General features: G+C 61.0%; 16 protein-coding genes. 8 read left to right on the plus strand and 8 right to left on the minus strand.

What is annotated here, in order from left to right; all coding sequences use genetic code 11:
* Nucleotides 1–12 precede the first annotated feature (12 nt).
* On the plus strand, nt 13–1,407 hold the full coding sequence (gene radA / locus ACWICV_RS16900; protein ID WP_105659005.1) for a DNA repair protein RadA: 1,395 nt from the start codon (nt 13–15) through the stop codon (nt 1,405–1,407).
* A gap of 34 nt (nt 1,408–1,441) precedes the next feature.
* Nucleotides 1,442–2,515: a DNA integrity scanning diadenylate cyclase DisA gene (disA, locus tag ACWICV_RS16905; protein ID WP_105659006.1), complete on the plus strand. Its 1,074-nt coding sequence runs from the start codon at nt 1,442–1,444 to the stop codon at nt 2,513–2,515.
* A 6-nt stretch (nt 2,516–2,521) separates the two neighbouring features.
* Here the strand turns inward: disA and ACWICV_RS16910 are convergent, their stop codons facing one another.
* Nucleotides 2,522–3,139 (minus strand): hypothetical protein, encoded by a 618-nt coding sequence (locus tag ACWICV_RS16910; RefSeq protein WP_105659007.1) that lies wholly within the window; start codon nt 3,137–3,139, stop codon nt 2,522–2,524.
* A 123-nt stretch (nt 3,140–3,262) separates the two neighbouring features.
* On the opposite strand from ACWICV_RS16910, the gene ACWICV_RS16915 reads away from it, so the two are divergent.
* Together ACWICV_RS16915 and ACWICV_RS16920 are read left to right on the plus strand one after the other, a co-directional pair.
* Nucleotides 3,263–4,171, plus strand: a complete 909-nt coding sequence (locus ACWICV_RS16915; RefSeq protein WP_400291536.1) for an HhH-GPD family protein — start codon at nt 3,263–3,265, stop codon at nt 4,169–4,171.
* 64 nt (nt 4,172–4,235) lie between these two features.
* Complete coding sequence (locus ACWICV_RS16920) at nt 4,236–5,036, plus strand: DUF1206 domain-containing protein (protein ID WP_454091372.1); 801 nt, start codon at nt 4,236–4,238, stop codon at nt 5,034–5,036.
* A 5-nt stretch (nt 5,037–5,041) separates the two neighbouring features.
* On the opposite strand, the gene ACWICV_RS16925 is transcribed toward ACWICV_RS16920, so the two are convergent.
* Complete coding sequence (locus tag ACWICV_RS16925) at nt 5,042–5,551, minus strand: amino-acid N-acetyltransferase (RefSeq protein WP_105659010.1); 510 nt, start codon at nt 5,549–5,551, stop codon at nt 5,042–5,044.
* A 130-nt stretch (nt 5,552–5,681) separates the two neighbouring features.
* Here ACWICV_RS16925 and ACWICV_RS16930 point away from each other — a divergent pair, with 130 nt between their 5' ends.
* The 4 genes from ACWICV_RS16930 to ACWICV_RS16945 are packed head-to-tail and all read left to right on the plus strand — an operon-like array spanning nt 5,682 to nt 8,215.
* The gene (locus tag ACWICV_RS16930) at nt 5,682–6,899 is read left to right on the plus strand and encodes an MFS transporter (RefSeq protein ID WP_454091371.1); all 1,218 of its coding nucleotides are present in this window, start codon (nt 5,682–5,684) and stop codon (nt 6,897–6,899) included.
* 57 nt (nt 6,900–6,956) lie between these two features.
* Complete coding sequence (locus ACWICV_RS16935) at nt 6,957–7,301, plus strand: helix-turn-helix transcriptional regulator (RefSeq protein ID WP_219844379.1); 345 nt, start codon at nt 6,957–6,959, stop codon at nt 7,299–7,301.
* Between the two features lie 48 nt (nt 7,302–7,349).
* Complete coding sequence (locus ACWICV_RS16940; RefSeq protein WP_105659013.1) at nt 7,350–7,772, plus strand: VOC family protein; 423 nt, start codon at nt 7,350–7,352, stop codon at nt 7,770–7,772.
* Nucleotides 7,769–8,215, plus strand: a complete 447-nt coding sequence (locus tag ACWICV_RS16945) for an iron chaperone (protein ID WP_105659014.1) — start codon at nt 7,769–7,771, stop codon at nt 8,213–8,215. Before ACWICV_RS16940 ends, ACWICV_RS16945 begins: the two co-directional genes overlap by 4 nt.
* Nucleotides 8,216–8,247: 32 nt before the next feature.
* On the opposite strand, the gene ACWICV_RS16950 is transcribed toward ACWICV_RS16945, so the two are convergent.
* From ACWICV_RS16950 to ACWICV_RS16975, 6 genes are all read right to left on the minus strand, one after another.
* Nucleotides 8,248–8,715 carry a hypothetical protein gene (locus tag ACWICV_RS16950; RefSeq protein ID WP_105662701.1) on the minus strand — a complete coding sequence of 156 codons (468 nt, stop codon included), beginning with the start codon at nt 8,713–8,715 and terminating at the stop codon, nt 8,248–8,250.
* Between the two features lie 90 nt (nt 8,716–8,805).
* Nucleotides 8,806–11,319 carry an ATP-dependent Clp protease ATP-binding subunit gene (locus ACWICV_RS16955; protein ID WP_105659016.1) on the minus strand — a complete coding sequence of 838 codons (2,514 nt, stop codon included), beginning with the start codon at nt 11,317–11,319 and terminating at the stop codon, nt 8,806–8,808.
* A gap of 269 nt (nt 11,320–11,588) precedes the next feature.
* A complete protein-coding gene (locus tag ACWICV_RS16960) occupies nt 11,589–11,909 on the minus strand; it encodes a histone-like nucleoid-structuring protein Lsr2 (RefSeq protein WP_105659017.1) in 321 nt (106 codons plus the stop codon).
* Between the two features lie 137 nt (nt 11,910–12,046).
* Entirely contained in the window at nt 12,047–12,214 is a 168-nt protein-coding gene (locus ACWICV_RS16965; protein WP_166650875.1) for a hypothetical protein, read from the minus strand.
* 2 nt (nt 12,215–12,216) lie between these two features.
* Nucleotides 12,217–13,731, minus strand: coding sequence for a lysine--tRNA ligase (gene lysS, locus ACWICV_RS16970; RefSeq protein WP_454091370.1), 1,515 nt, complete (start codon nt 13,729–13,731; stop codon nt 12,217–12,219).
* A gap of 138 nt (nt 13,732–13,869) precedes the next feature.
* Nucleotides 13,870–15,843 carry a M13 family metallopeptidase gene (locus ACWICV_RS16975; RefSeq protein ID WP_454091369.1) on the minus strand — a complete coding sequence of 658 codons (1,974 nt, stop codon included), beginning with the start codon at nt 15,841–15,843 and terminating at the stop codon, nt 13,870–13,872.
* Nucleotides 15,844–16,048 lie beyond the last annotated feature (205 nt).

Here is a 16,048-nt window from a genome sequence, read left to right on the forward strand (position 1 = left end):
TAGCATTGAGCCATGGCCAAAACCTCCACTCGCAGCAAGTCTTCCGCATCGTTCAAATGCTCTGAATGCGGGTGGACCACGATTAAGTGGGTGGGCCGCTGCGGCGAATGCCAGGCCTGGGGCACCGTCGAAGAAGTGGGTGTCGTCTCCGCCCGTACCGTAGCCGCGGCCAAGGTGGCCCACCCAGCCAAGCCGATCGCGCAGATTGACGGCTCCGAAGCGGCCTTCCGCCCCAGCGGCGTCTCCGAACTTGACCGCGTGCTCGGTGGCGGCCTGGTTCCGGCAGCCGCGATTCTGCTGGCCGGCGAACCTGGCGTGGGCAAGTCCACGCTGCTCTTGGACGTTGCCGCGAAAGCCGCGCAAACCGGCTTGCGCGTGCTCTATCTAACCGGTGAAGAGTCCGCCGCGCAGGTAAAGTCCCGCGCCGAACGCATCAACGCCATCGCCGATACGCTGTTCCTGGCCGCCGAAACCGACCTGGCTCTGGCCTTGGGGCAGATCCAGGAGATCGATCCGCAGCTGCTGATCCTGGACTCGGTGCAGACCTTCTCCTCGGCAGAGGTGGACGGCGCTGCCGGCGGCGTTTCCCAGGTGCGCGAAGTCGCTGCCTCGATCATCAACGCGGCCAAGACCCGGGCCATGTCCACCATCATGGTCGGCCACGTGACCAAGGAAGGTTCGGTCGCCGGCCCACGGCTGCTCGAGCACCTGGTGGACGTGGTCTGCCAGTTCGATGGCGAGAAGCATTCGCGGTTGCGCATCCTGCGCGCGCTGAAGAACCGCTACGGAGCCACCGACGAGGTGGGCTGCTTCGATTTGAATGAAGACGGCATTGAATCGCTGACCGATCCTTCCAAGCTTTTCGTCACCCGAACCCGCACCCCGGTGCCGGGCACCTGCATCACCGTCACGATGGAGGGCCGCCGGCCGCTGGTTGCCGAGGTGCAGACCTTGCTCTCGCGCAGCAATGCCCCTGCTGCCCGCCGGGCCACTAGTGGCTTGGATGCCGCGCGGGCGCAAATGGTTGTGGCGGTGCTGCAGGCCCGCGCGCATATGGATCTGTCGTCCATGGACTCGTATATCGCCACCGTGGGTGGCGTGAAAATTGCCGAACCCGCCTCGGATCTGGCCTGCGCGCTGGCATTGGCTTCTTCAATGAATGAATTCCCGCTGCCGCAGGACTTCGTGGCCTTCGGCGAAGTCGGCTTGGCCGGCGAAGTTCGGCAAGTACCGGAAATCTCACGGCGCATCACCGAGGCGCAGCGTCTGGGCTTCTCTTTCGCGATGGCTCCGGCCACCCCGGAACCGTTGAAGAATATCCCCGAGGGCATCCGCGTATTCCAGGTGGAGAACATCGCGCAGGCGCTGGATATTGCGTTTAACCAGCGACAGAAGCCCGCAGGATAAACTTGATTGTTGCTGCCCGCCGAAAGGACGCAAGTTGAAAGCGCACCCAACCCCCGGATTCCTTGCCGTTCTGGCCCAGATTGCCCCGGGTACCGAGCTCGCCCAGGGTCTTGAACGGATCCAGCGCGGCCGTACTGGCGCTCTCATAGTGCTGGGCCATGACAGGCTCGTGGAGTCGATCAGCTCCGGCGGCTTCAGGATCAACACCGAATACACGCCTACACGCATCCGCGAACTGGCCAAGATGGACGGCGCGATCATTCTGGACGGCACAGGACGCCAGATCCAGCAGGCCGGCGTGCAGCTGATGCCGGATGCGCAGATTGAAACCCAGGAGTCCGGCACCCGCCACCGCACGGCAGAACGCGTAGCCGCGCAAACCGGGTTCCCGACGATTTCGGTTTCGCAGTCCATGCAGACCATCACCCTCTATGCCGACGGCGAGCGCCATGTGCTCGAGCCAGCCGAGCGCCTGCTGGCCCGCGGCAACCAGGCTATTGCTACCTTGGAACGGTACCGCCACCGCCTGGACCAGGTCACCAGCGCCCTGTCAGCTGCGGAAATTGAAGATGTCGCCACCGCGCGGGAAGTGCTCGCTGTCTTGCAGCGCACCGAGATGCTTCGCCGTACCAGCGAAGAAATCTCCCGCTACGTGCTGGAGCTGGGCATCGATGGGCGCCTGCTGGCGGCCCAGCATGCGGAATTGCTCTCCGGCATCCAGGCGGATAACCAGTTGCTTCTGCGGGACTATTCCGACGCAGAAGGCCAGGAGCTGGATATCGAGCGTGCCCTGGAGACGCTGCATGAAGTTTCCGATGCCCAGCTCATTGAGCTTGATGGCCTGACCAAGATCCTGTTCCCGCACTCCACCATTGGCCAAGACGACCAGCTGACCCCGAAGGGCTACCGCCTGCTTTCGCAGATCCGCACGGTGCCCAAGCTGGTCGGGGACCGCCTGGTGGCGTCCTTCGATAACTTGCAGCTGCTCATGGCAGCGTCAACCAGCCAGCTCATGGAAATCGAGGGCGTCGGCGAGCAGCGTGCACGCTCCATCCGGGAAGGGCTGGCCCGCATGGCCGAATCCTCGCTGCTGGATCGCTACATCTAGGCCTTTTCACTCCAAGGTGAAGGTGACCGGCTCCGAAACGAAGTCGCCGATGGCCGCGGTGAACTTGTAGGTTCCCGGACGCGGCTGCACGCTGACCGACTTGCACCCGGGAGCCGAACGCTCGCGGTTCCAGGTGAAGCGCGCGTTCTCCTTCTGCCCCGGCTTGAAGGCCAGGTTCACATCTTCTGCGCCGTCCAGGCAGTCGATGGTGGAGAAGATGCGGTCCGCGCCGCTGGAAACCAGGAACTCCTGCTGCGTGGTTCCGACGTTCAATTCGCATTCGCGCTTGGAAACATTTTCGATGCCCAGCAGCAAGGTCGGCTTCTTGTCCGAGGCGTAGCTTTTCGCATCGGTAGTCGCAGTAATCTCGACCTCGTCGCTCTTGCACTTCTTGGCCGCAGCTTCGTCGTCTTCCGGCTCTGGCGATGGCGAAGGAACCGACTGGGTTTGCTGGGCGCTTGGCTCATTGCCCGCAGTTTTCTTCTCATCAGGGGAGAACAATCCGGCCAGCGCAACGACGCCCCAGACAAGCAGGCCGACGAGCACCAGGGCAAGTACTGCCACGGTGATCCGCCTGCGCCGGTAGACGCTGGCCGATGGTTTCCCCCCTGATGCGTTGCTCATGGCTTAAGGCTAATTCATTTGCCTGCCCGAAGCCGGTAATGGCGTAGGATCCGGGGCAAATCACGTTCTTCAATCCATTCCCGCTGATTCCGGGCGGCCGGTGCGCTGGCTTAGAGTGGTGGGGTGCAGCAAATCCACAACACCATCAACACCTGGTACCTAGAGAACGCCCGCGACCTGCCTTGGCGACGCCCCGGAGTGAGCGGCTGGGAAGTCATGGTCAGCGAGTTCATGCTCCAGCAGACTCCGGTAGTTCGTGTCTTGCCGGTTTGGGAAGAATGGATGCGCCGCTGGCCACTGCCGCAGGATCTGGCTGCGGATCCGCTGTCCGAAGCGCTGAAAGCGTGGGGACGGCTGGGCTATCCGCGGCGCGCGCAGCGCTTGCATGCCGCCGCCGTGGAGATCACCACCGAGTACAACGGCGAAGTCCCGCGCACCGAAGCCGAGCTACTGGCCTTGCCGGGCATCGGTTCCTACACCGCGGCCGCCATCGCCTGCTTTGCCTTCGGCGAGCGCACCGTTGTCGTGGACACGAATATTCGCCGCGTGCATGCACGGCTCTTCGGCGGCATGGCATTGCCCGAGCCAAGCCCGCGCGCCAGTGAATTCGCCCGGGCTGCAGAAGTCCAACCCGAGGATCATCAGGCAGCGAATCTGTGGAATATTTCGGTAATGGAACTCGGTGCCCTGGTGTGCACCGCTCGCAGCCCGAAGTGCGAGCAATGCCCGGTCTTCCAGCAGTGCGCATGGATTGCCCAGGGGCAGCCGGCCCCGCACTACATCCCGAAGGGACAAGCTTGGAAGGGTACGGACCGGCAGGTCCGCGGCGCCATCATGGCGATCCTGCGCGAACACGAGCAGGCGGTGCCAGAGCAGTCCTTCCTGGCCGAACTGTCCCATGAATCGCATGCAAGGTATGTGGCGCTTGACCAACTGCAAGCACCATTGGAGCAGCGTGAACGGGCACTGGCCGGGCTGCTCAAAGATGGCCTGGCGATCGCCGAAGAAGATGGAATCCGCCTGCCTTCGTAGCATCGGCCCGGAACGAGCCAGAAGCGGCTAGCTTTATGCCCTGATGCGTACCTATGCTTAGCCCATGAACGCTTCAGTTGATCCGGCCGCTGCTGTTCGCCACGTAGCCAAGCACCCATGGTTCGAACGCGCCGCACGCCTGGGATACGTCGCCAACGGCGTACTTCACGCAACCGTGGGAATCCTCGCAGCTTTCGTCGCTGCCGGCGGCAAGGCGGAAGCCGATCAGGGCGGAGCCATGGGCGCCTTGGCAGAGCAGCCTTTCGGCATGGTCTTGCTGTGGATCTGCGCAATCGGCGCACTATTGCTGGGCCTATGGTCCTTGGCGCAGGCCTTCTTGCCCGAAAACGAGCTGAAGGACAGGCTCAAGTCCGCGGCCATCTCGGTGTCCTTCTTGGCTGTCGGCTTCACCTTTGGGCGGTTTGCGGTGGGAATTCCCAGTGATTCGGGAAAGACTGCCACCAGCTTCAGCGGAGAAATGATGAAGACCGGCCCTGGCCGGGGGTTGCTGATCGCCTTGGGCCTGGGGCTGCTGGCCATGGCCGGCTACTACATCTACAAGGGTGCCACCCGGAAGTTCTTGAAGGATCTCTCCGGTTCCGGAAATACCGAGGTATCGCGCGCGATCAAGCACTCGGGCATGCTGGGCTATCCTGCCAAAGGCGTAGTCCTCGGTGCCGTGGGCCTGCTCTTCATCGTGGCCACGGTACAGCGCGACCCGGAAGAGGCCAGCGGCATCGATGGCGCGCTGAAGGCCATCCAGGATCAGCCGTTTGGGCCGGTTGCCCTGGTTGCTATCGGTGCGGGCCTGGTTTGCTACGCGCTGTACCTGGTATTCCGGGCGCGCTACGACCGGATGGACTAGAAGTATCAGTCCAGCGTAATGATCATCCGGGTGTTGCCCAAGGTATTCGGCTTCACGCGTGCGAGGTCCAGGAATTCAGCGACGCCTTCATCCCGGGAGAGCAGGATCTCCTGGTATACCGCTGGATCCACGGCACTCTGGTCAGCCATCACCTTGAAGCCTTGGCGTATGAAGAAATCCACTTCGAAGGTCAGGCAGAAAACGCGGCCAACCCCTACTTCCCGGGCACGTTCCAAGAGTTCGGAGAGCAGGACATGGCCTACGCCCTTGCCACGCAGCTCACCCGAGGTCGCCAAGGTACGGATTTCGGCGATGTCTTCCCAGATGACGTGCAAACCGCCGCAGCCGACAACATTGCCATCCGCGTCCTCGGCGACCAGGAATTCCTGGATGGACTCGTAGTAGGTGACCGCTTCCTTGTCCAGCAGGATCCGTTCCTCGGCCAACGGGCGCACAAGATTGCGGATAGCGTTGACATCACTGGTTCTGGCTGAGCGGACGGTAAAAGAGTTCACGTTCTAAATCCTATGCCCCACCGTTTGCAGAATCGAAGCAGATGCCGGATATGTCATTGAAGGAACATCCCGCAACACGGCGTGCCAAGATAAACTTGAACATTGAAGTCGCACTGGAGCAAGGATGAGGATGCCAGCTAGAACAGCACGCCCCGGATTCGGGTTGCTTGCCATCCTCCTATCCGCCGTCGGCATCGCTCCCCTGCTTAATTACGGGTTGAACGCCACCAGCGACCTGGTCATCAGGGATTTGGGAATCACCGAATCCCAGTTCGGCCTGTTGGCGACAGTGTGCTTCGGCTGCGCCGCACTGGGTAACGCCGTCTTCGGGAAGTTCTCCGACAGGCAACCGGATACCAGGCTGATCCTGCTGATCTTCGGCACGACGGCGGTCGCGCTGGGCTTGGCAGCCATTCCCGCAGGCTACGTCTTGCTCCTGGCGGCTTCCGGCCTGGCCGGCTTCGCCCAGTCATTCCCCAACGGGGTCACCAACCGCATTCTGGCCCAGCGCGTCCCTAGTGCCAAGCGCATCACGTGGACTGGCATCAAGCAGTCTGGCGTGCAGGTTTCGCAACTCGTAGGCAGCGTGGGGTTCCCGCTGCTGGCTGCATTCATTGGCTGGAACGGAGCATCGCTGGCCGGCGCCGTGCTCGCCGCGGTCCTCGCGGTGATCGCTGTACGGGTTATCCGCGCAACCCCCATGCTCGCCGCGCCTGCCCCGCAGAAGGCGGCAGCGGGCGCGAGCCAGCCGGTGGCTGCGGCCGCCCCCTCCACGAAGTTCGTCATTTTTGCGCTGGCCCTATTCGGTTTCATCAACGGTGTCGGCGTACAGGCAACCAACGTCTACCTGGCGCTCTTTGCGGTCCGCGAGCTGGACTTCTCCTTGGTGGCTGGCGGCCTGACCGCCGCGGTAGCTGGCGTCATTGGCGTTTCCGCCCGCGTCGGATGGGGGCAGATGATGTCACGCGGCGTATCAGCGCCTAAGCTCTTGCTGCTGCTGGCGTCGCTGGCCACTGCGGGCGGTGCCAGCTTCCTGATGGCCCAGCAGCTGCACTCGGTGGCCTTGCTCTGGCTAGCGGTCTGCCTGCACGGGGCCTCGGCCCTGGGAGTTTCGGTAGTGCTGATGGCGGGCTTGCTGCGGGTGATCCCCGCAAGCCGCCTGGGAAGTGCCAGCGGAATCGTCTCGGCGGGCCAGTTTGGCGGTTTCACCGTGGGGCCCTTGGCCATGGGCCTGCTGGTCGGCTCGGCCGGTGGCTTCACCGCGGGCTGGATCACCGTCACCGGGATCTACCTGTGCTCAACGGTGCTGGGTGCATTCCTTGTCCTGCGAGCCAGGAACCGGGGCTAGCCGGTGGATGCCGAAGCGCTGAAAACCCTGGCGCACCTGCGCCGGGCCAGGGACCTGATGGACCGGCACTATGCGGAACCATTGGATGTGCCTGCGTTGGCCCAGCGTGCTTCCATGTCTCCTGCTCATTTTTCCAGGGAGTTCAAGCGGGCCTATGGCGAGACCCCGCATGCCTATTTGCTCACCCGCCGTATCGAGCGCGCCATGCATCTGCTGCGCGCATCGGTCTCGGTAACAGATGCTTGCATGCAAGTGGGATGGACCTCTCTGGGTTCTTTCAGCACGCGCTTCACCGAAGTGGTCGGCGAAACTCCCTCGTCATACCGGGAACGGGACCATTCAGCCACCGAGCAGATCCCTGCCTGCATCGCCAAGATCCTTTTGCGTCCCGAGAGATTCTGAGCAGTTTTGAAGAAGCGCTATCTGGTCGGCGCTCCCTAGGCTGGAGCCATGGCAAGCATTTCAATCAATCATGTCCCTTTGACCGTGCTCGATGTGGATGAGGCGCTCGCGTTCTACCGCGATGCGCTGGGCTTCACGGTCCTCTCCGATGTCGCCAACGGCGGCTTCCGCTGGGTGTCCCTTGGCGGCTCCGACGGCGCCGGCACCAGCCTGGTGCTTTCGGCTCCGGGCGCTGGCCGGTCAGCTGCCGATGCGCAGGCCTTGGCCGAGCTGGTAGCCAAAGGCGCGATCGGCCCGCTGGTGCTGTCCACCAATGATCTGGACAAGGTCTTTGAAACTTTGAGCGCGTCGGGCGCTGAAGTCCTGCAGGAGCCAATGGACCAACCGTGGGGTCCGCGCGATTGCGCCTTCCGCGATCCTTCGGGAAATATGGTCCGTATCAACCAAGCAGTTCAGGGAGAAGAAGCATGAGCAGTTCAGAACAAGAAGGCTTTTCAGCCGCTGAGAAGGCCGCGATGAAAGAGCGGGCCGCTGAGGTGCGCACTTCGAAGAAGCGCATGACCAAAGCCGAGAAGGCGGAACAGGCCCGCAAGGAAGTGGAAGAGAAGATTGCTTCTTTCGAGGGCAACGACAAGGTGCTTGCGCAGAAGCTGCACCGGATCATCACCGAGACGGCTCCGGAATTGGAGCCGAAAACCTGGTATGGCATGCCCGCTTACGCTTTGGACGGCAAGATCTTGTGCTTCATGCAGGATGCCAAGAAGTTCGGTACCCGCTACCTGACTTTCGGCTTCAACGATGTTGCGCAGCTGGATGAGGGCACCCTATGGCCCACCTCTTTCGCCATTACCGCGCTTGATGGGCAGCTCGAAGAAATGCTTGCCGAGTTGGTAGCCAAGGCGGTGGCACGCTAAGTCCAGCACGCCCGGAGGGAATCGATTGCTCTTCAGGCGTCGAGGCTTTCTTGCTCCGCCTGGGGCAATGCCTTTGCCAGCAGCGAGGCGGAAAGCGCGAAGACCCCGATCAGCCCAAGCAGTCCCATGCCAATAGGCAGGGTGCCTTGCTGCGCGGCGTCTTCTCCCATGGCAGCGAGAAGCATGGCAGCGCCCAGTCCGAGGATTCCGAAGCCAGCGGCCAGGAAGCAGACCACAATCGATTTCGGTCCCGGGTTCCAGTGCCCCAATGAGGTGAAGTCGCGGTAGGCAATGATGCCGATGGCAATACTGAGCGTGCCCGCGGCACCAATCACCAGCACCACCAGCCACGTTGGGCCGTATCCGGCTCCGTCGGTGCCGGCATGGCGCACCAATTGTCCAGGAAGCTGGGGACGGAGGAGAAGGTACAGGGCTGAATAGGCCATGACTGCGAGGCAGGAAGCGGCAATCAGCTGTTGCCCTTTGCTTCGCTTCTTCATGTGTTGAGCCTACGACATGGCCGGATTAAAGCCAATAGCCGTGGAACTGAACATTGTCAGTTCCACGGCTATGGGTTATGCCTTTGCGGCCTAGCTTTCCAGTGCTGCAGGTGCCGGCTCGCCTTCCAGCTGGCCGGTGCCGCCTTCAGCGTGGAAGACGAACTTGCGGCTCTCGCCTTCGCCCTCGACGTCGACGGTGACCTTCTGGCCCGCAACGATCTGGCTGAAGAGGATGCGCTCGGAGAGCTGGTCCTCGATATCGCGCTGGATGGTGCGGCGCAGCGGGCGGGCACCCATTGCTGGATCGTAACCGCGCTGGGCCAGCAGGCTGCGGGCAGCCTGGGTCAGCTCGATGGTGATCTCGCGTTCTTCCAGGCGCTTGGCCAGGCGTGCGATGAACAGGTCGACGATTTCTTCGATCTCGTCCTGGTTCAGCTGCGGGAAGACCACGGTGTCATCAACACGGTTCAGGAATTCAGGGCGGAAATGCTGACGCAGTTCTTCCTGGACCTTGGCCTGCATGCGCTCGTAACCGGTCTTGGTATCCGCGGCCGACTGGAAGCCGGTCATCACACCCTTGGAGATGTCGCGGGTGCCGAGGTTGGTGGTCATGATGATGATGGTGTTCTTGAAGTCCACCACACGGCCCTGGGAGTCGGTCAAGCGGCCGTCTTCCAGGATCTGCAGCAATGAGTTGAACAAGTCGGCATGCGCCTTCTCGACCTCGTCGAAGAGCACTACGGAGAACGGACGGCGGCGGACCTTCTCGGTCAGCTGCCCGCCCTCTTCGTAGCCGACGTAGCCCGGAGGAGCACCGAAGAGCCGGGAAACGGTGTGCTTCTCCGAGTATTCGGACATGTCCAGGGTGATCAGCGCGTCTTCTTCACCGAAGAGGAACTCTGCCAGCGCCTTGGCCAGCTCGGTCTTGCCTACACCGGTTGGGCCGGCGAAGATGAACGAACCACCTGGGCGGTTCGGATCCTTCAGGCCTGCACGGGTACGGCGGATCGCCTGGGAGATGGCCTTGATCGCCGAGTCCTGGCCGATGACGCGCTTGTGCAGCTCGTCTTCCATGTTCAGCAGGCGCGTGGACTCTTCCTCGGTCAGCTTCACAACCGGGATGCCGGTGGAGTTGGCAAGTACCTCGGCAATAAGGTCCTCGGTCACCTCGGAGACTTCGTCCATGTCGCCATTGCGCCAGGACTTCTCCTTCTCGTTGCGGGCCTCAATCAGCTTGGATTCCTTATCGCGCAGCGAGGCAGCCCCTTCGAAGTCCTGCGCGTCAATCGCAGCTTCCTTCTCCAGGCGCACGGTGGCGATTTCCTCGTCCATTTCCTTCAAGGCCGGAGGAGCGGTCATGCGCTGGATGCGCAGGCGTGCGCCCGCCTCGTCGATCAGGTCCACGGCCTTGTCCGGCAGGAAGCGATCGGAGATGTAGCGGTGCGCCAGCGTGGCAGCGGCCTGCAGTGCACCATCGGTGATGGTCACGCGGTGGTGCGCCTCGTAGCGGTCGCGCAGGCCACGCAGGATCTGCGTGGTCAGCTCTACCGAAGGCTCCTTGACCTGGATCGGCTGGAAGCGGCGCTCAAGCGCTGCATCCTTCTCGATATTCTTGCGGTACTCATCCAAGGTGGTGGCACCGATGGTCTGCAGTTCGCCACGAGCCAGCATCGGCTTGAGGATCGACGCGGCATCGATGGCGCCCTCGGCGGCACCAGCACCAACGAGGGTGTGGATCTCGTCGATGAACAGGATGATATCGCCACGGGTGCGGATTTCCTTGAGGACCTTCTTCAGGCGTTCCTCGAAGTCGCCGCGGTAGCGGGAGCCGGCCACCAGGGAACCGAGGTCCAGGGTGTACAGCTGCTTGTCCTTGATGGTCTCGGGCACATCGCCGCGCACGATCGACTGGGCCAGGCCCTCGACGACTGCGGTCTTGCCGACACCAGGCTCGCCGATCAGCACCGGGTTGTTCTTGGTACGGCGCGAGAGGACCTGCATGACGCGTTCCATCTCGTGCTCGCGGCCAATCACTGGATCGAGCTTGCCCTCGCGGGCAGCTGCGGTGAGGTTGCGGCCGAACTGGTCGAGCACCGCCGAGCCTGCCGGGGTGCCTTCCTGCTGTCCGCCCGAGCTGACGCCAGCGGAGGCAGTTTCCTTGCCGCCCTGGTAGCCCGAGAGCAGCTGGATGACCTGCTGGCGCACGCGACCGAGGTCAGCGCCCAGCTTCACCAGTACCTGGGCTGCGACGCCCTCGCCCTCGCGGATCAGGCCGAGCAGGATGTGCTCGGTACCAATGTAGTTATGCCCCAGCTGCAGCGCTTCGCGCAGCGAGAGCTCCAAAACCTTCTTGGCGCGAGGAGTGAACGGGATATGACCGGAAGGCGCCTGCTGGCCCTTGCCGATAATCTCCTGAACCTGCTCACGAACGGCACCCAGCGAAATATTCAGCGACTCAAGCGCCTTTGCGGCGACACCGTCGCCTTCGTGGATTAGACCGAGCAACAGGTGCTCGGTGCCGATGTAGTTGTGGTTGAGCATGCGCGCCTCTTCTTGGGCGAGCACGACAACTCGACGGGCACGGTCGGTAAATCTCTCAAACATCTTCGGCACACTCCTTGCTTACCAATAATTCGATGCTACGCACCAAGCGCCGGCAATGCGCCCTTGTTCGCCACAGGGATAACCGAAGCGGTCCCCTGGTACCGGAAATCCGTAATTGAGGTGCAATTAATTTCCAGATTTACTTGGCTCGCCAATATTGCGATGTTCAATGAAAGTATTAGATGAATTACGAACGTCGTTATAAGAATAAGAGCCGGCACGCATTGCGTGCCGGCTCTTATATTGAGACTTGTTGAAAACCTCGCAAATTACTTCGCGCGGTTTCGTCCGCCCTTGCGCATTGCAGCATTGTAGGCATCTACAACTTCTGCATTAAGGCGTCCGCGTGCGTTGACCTTGATGTTGTTTTCCTTCGCCCATGCGCGGATTGCTGGAGCTTCGCTCGCTGCAGTCTGCTTCGACGAGCGCGCCGCATCGATGTACGGCTCAATGGCTGCATGGAACTGAGCAGCATGCTCGTCGTTCAGGTCGATTTCAAAATGCTGACCAGCGACGCTGAATGCAATAGATTCAGTCGCCTCGCTACCATCAATATCGTCGATCAGGGCAATTTGAACCTGACGTGCCATTTAGGAATTCCTCCGAGCTTGAATGTACTGGACCAACTAACATTCGATCATCAGCCCATTTCAAGCAACAAGCATATACAAATAGCCGCACTAAACTCTAATTATCATCAGAATTCACAAGGTTCTTTCAGGAAAGACTAATTCTCGTTTACTGGATTATTAGAATCCGAGCGATTTTGAATTAGCGCATCAGCTTCAGCTTCAGCTTGGCGTTCTTTTCGATCCGCGTTTGTAATTGCTTTCATCACGTACCAGAAAAGCAGTGCCAGGCCGATTGTCGGGACGATCGCCTCAATATATGGCATTCCTATGCCTCCGGCTTTAGGAGTGGGAACAGAATAGTTTCACGAATACCGACGTTGGTGAAAAGCATAACCAGACGATCGATACCTAAACCGATACCGCCCATCGGCGGTGCACCGTATTCCAATGCACGAAGGAAGTCTTCGTCAAGCTGCATTGCTTCCGGATCGCCGCCAGCAGCCATCAGGGACTGCTCGGTCAGGCGCTCGCGCTGGATCACCGGGTCAATCAGCTCGGAGAACGCGGTACCGCGCTCCATGCCGCCGATGATCAGGTCCCAGGCCTCGATGACTCCCGGCTTCGAGCGATGCGGGCGTGCCAGCGGCTGTGCCAGTGGCGGGTAGTCGCACACGAAGGTCGGGTCGATCAAGGTCGGCTCGACGATTTCGCCGAACAGCTCGATGACCAGCTTCTGGGCGCCCCAGGCCGGATCGATCTTCACTTCGTGCTTCGCAGCGACTTCGCGCAGTACCGAAGCTTCGGTTTCCGGGGTGATCTCCACGCCGACAGCTTCGGACAGGCCAGGGTAGACGCTGACCCAGCGCCATTCGCCGTCCAAGTTAGCGGTGCCCTTGAGGGTCTCGATGGTGCGGCCGGCGCCAATGGCATCAGCGGCATTGAGAATGATTTCCTTGATGCGATCGGCCATGACGTACTGGTCGGCGTAGGCTTCGTAGGATTCCAAGGTGGTGAATTCCGGCGAGTGGGTCGAGTCGACACCCTCGTTGCGGAAGATGCGCCCCACCTCGAAGACGCGGTCGACACCGCCAACGACGCACCGCTTGAGGTACAGCTCGGTTGCGATGCGCAGGGTCATTTCCTGGTCAAAGGCGTTCAGGTGCGTCTTGAATGGACGGGCCGAAGCGCCACCGTGAACCAGCTGCAGCATCGGGGTCTCAACCTCGACGTAGCCGCGGTTCTCCAGGGTGTTGCGTACGGCGCGGACGATCGCGGCGCGCTTGTAGACCATTTCGCGGGCCTCGTTGCGCACGATCAAATCGGCGTAGCGCTGGCGCACGCGGGTCTCTTCATTCAGATCGGCGTGCAGCACCGGCAGTGGGCGCAGGGCCTTGGAAGCCATTTCCCAAGCGTCTGCCATGATGGACAGCTCGCCGCGGCGCGAGGAGATGACCTTGCCGGTCACGAACACATGGTCGCCCAGATCGACGAGCGACTTCCACTGGGCCAGGCGCTCTTCGCCAACGTTGGCAAGCGAGAGCATGACCTGCAGGCGAACCCCTTCGCCCTTCTGGCCGCCTTCCTGCAAGGTGGCGAAGCACAGCTTGCCGGTGTTGCGCATGAAAACGATGCGACCGACGATGCCGACGACGTCTTCGGTCTCTTCACCAGCTTCGAGGTGCTCGTACTTGTCGCGGATTTCCTGCAACGAGTGGGTGCGAGCTATGCCTACCGGGTAGGCTTCCTCGCCCTTGGCCAGCAGCTGGTTGCGCTTATCGGTGCGCACCTGTCGCTGGTCGTTTGGATCTGGGGCCTGTGCGGAATTATTTTCGGAAGTCACAATAGACCATTCTACGTGTCATGGCGTGCAGTTGAAGCCCTTCATGATCAGCCTTACACAGTGATCTTGGCCCGCAACGCAGGATAGGGCAGGGGCAAAGCTGGCTTTGCCCCTGCCCTATCCATTCAGTTATGCGGTTTACCAGATTTCTACGCGGTCAGCTGGATCCAGCCACATGCCATCGCCGGGCTTGGTGCCGAAGGCCTCGTGGAAGGATGCCAGGTTCTTCGGCACCTGGTTGCAGCGGAACTCCCCGGGTGCATGCGGGTCGGTGGTCACGCGTACCACCGCGGTCTCCGGTCGAATCAGCGTGCGCCAGCATTCGGCCCAGGAGTAGAAGAAGCGCTGGTCTCCGGTGATGCCGTCGATCACTTCATCTTCCTGTATGCCAAGGGCGGCCAGCTCGAGCTTGTAGGCCTTGTAGGCAATGCCCAATCCACCGAGGTCGCCGATGTTCTCGCCCAAAGTCAGTGCACCGTTGACGTTGTGTTCCGGGGCTTCTGAAGGGGACAGCGCGTTGTACTGGTCCACCAGCTTGGCGGTCAGCTTCTCGAAGGAAGCCCGGTCCTCATCGGTCCACCAATTGGTCAACTGGCCAGTGCCATCGAACTGCGAGCCCTGGTCATCGAAGCCGTGGCCGATTTCGTGGCCGATGACCGCGCCGATGCCGCCGAAGTTCGAGGCGATGTCGCGGTTCACGTCGAAGAATGGCGGGCGCAGGATTGCCGCTGGGAACGCGATTTCGTTCAGCAGCGGGTGGTAGTAGGCGTTCACCGTCTGGGGGAACATGAACCACAGTTCGCGATCCACCCCGTCATCGATCTTCTTCAGTTCACGAGCGAACTCGAATTCGTTCGCCGAGGCAATATTCGCGATGACGTCCAGTTCATCAGCCTGGATGGCAGAGTAGTCGATCCATTGGTTCGGGTAGCCGATCTTCGGACGGAACTTGGAAAGCTTATCCAGTGCCTTTTCGATGGTCTCCGGTCCCATCCAGGACAGTTCGCTGATCGAGATGCGGTAAGCCTCGATGAGCCGCTGGACCAGCGCGTCCATGGCGTCCTTGGCCTCTGCAGGGAAGTGCTCAGCCACGTACAGCTGGCCGATGTCTTCGCCTACAGCACCTTCGGTGAATGCGACACCTCGCTTCCAGCGTTCCTTGAGCTGTTCCACGCCACCGAGCTTGGCCGAGTAGAAGGAGAAATTCTCATTGACGAATGCGCTGGACAAGTAGGGAGCGAACGAGCGCAGCACCTGGACCCGCAACCAGTTCTTCCAGGCATCCAGCGGCTGGGAGCCGAATAGCTCAGACAATCCCTGAAGGTAGCTTGGCTGCCAGACGACAACTTCGCTGTAGTACTTCGGCTCAATGCCGGCGCCTGCCAGCCAGGTCCTCACACCCGGGAAAAGCGCGGAAAGCTCCTCATCGGACATCAGGTTGTAGCGTGCCTGAGCATCGCGGACCTTGACCCGGTCCCAGTGATGCGAGGCCATGGCCTTCTCGAGCGCTACGACATGTGCGGCCGCGACTTCGGCATCAGCAATACCGCCAAGGGCCAGCAGGCGGCCAAGGTGGTCCTGGTAGTCGGATACGGTTTCAGCGAACTGCTCTTCGCGATAGTAGGACTCATCAGGCAGGCCCAGGCCGCCTTGCAGGAAGGTCAGCAGGTTCCGGTCCGGATTGCCGGCGTCGTTCATCGCGCCGATATCCATGAAGCCGCTGATGCCTTTGCGCTGGAAGAAACCGCATACTTCGAGCAGCTGTTCGGTGTTCTGGATATCCGAAATAGTATTCAAAAAGACAGCAACCGGATCGGCACCGCGTTCTTCGATAACGGCTTCATTCATGAATGAGCTGTAGAGGCGGGCAATGCGCTGGGTGGCGGCGTCAGTTTCTGCACCGGAATCGACCTTCTGTACTGCTTCATTAATGATTCCGTGGACCGCAGCCTCAGCCTGGTCGCGGAGTTCCATGAAGGAACCGTAAATTCCTTGATCCCCTGGAATTGTTGCTGTCTCGAACCACTTGCCATTGCTATGGCGGTAGAGATCGTCCTGGGGACGAATTGAATCGTCGCGGTATGTCAGTGGACTCGTAGTCTCGGTGGTCAAGGAAAGCCCCTCGTGTAGAAGATCTTGTTATTTCTACTACACACCTTATCTACATCCATGAAGATAGGAAGGGTGAGGACCGCCGATGCGCGTACGGCTTAAATAGTCTAGTTAAACAGGTGAGGCCCCGGCACCAAACGGTACCAGGGCCTCAAACCATCTACTCAAGTTAAGTCCGGCGGTGACCTACTCTCCCACACCCTCA

The organism is Glutamicibacter sp. NPDC055354 (genome assembly GCF_053644955.1).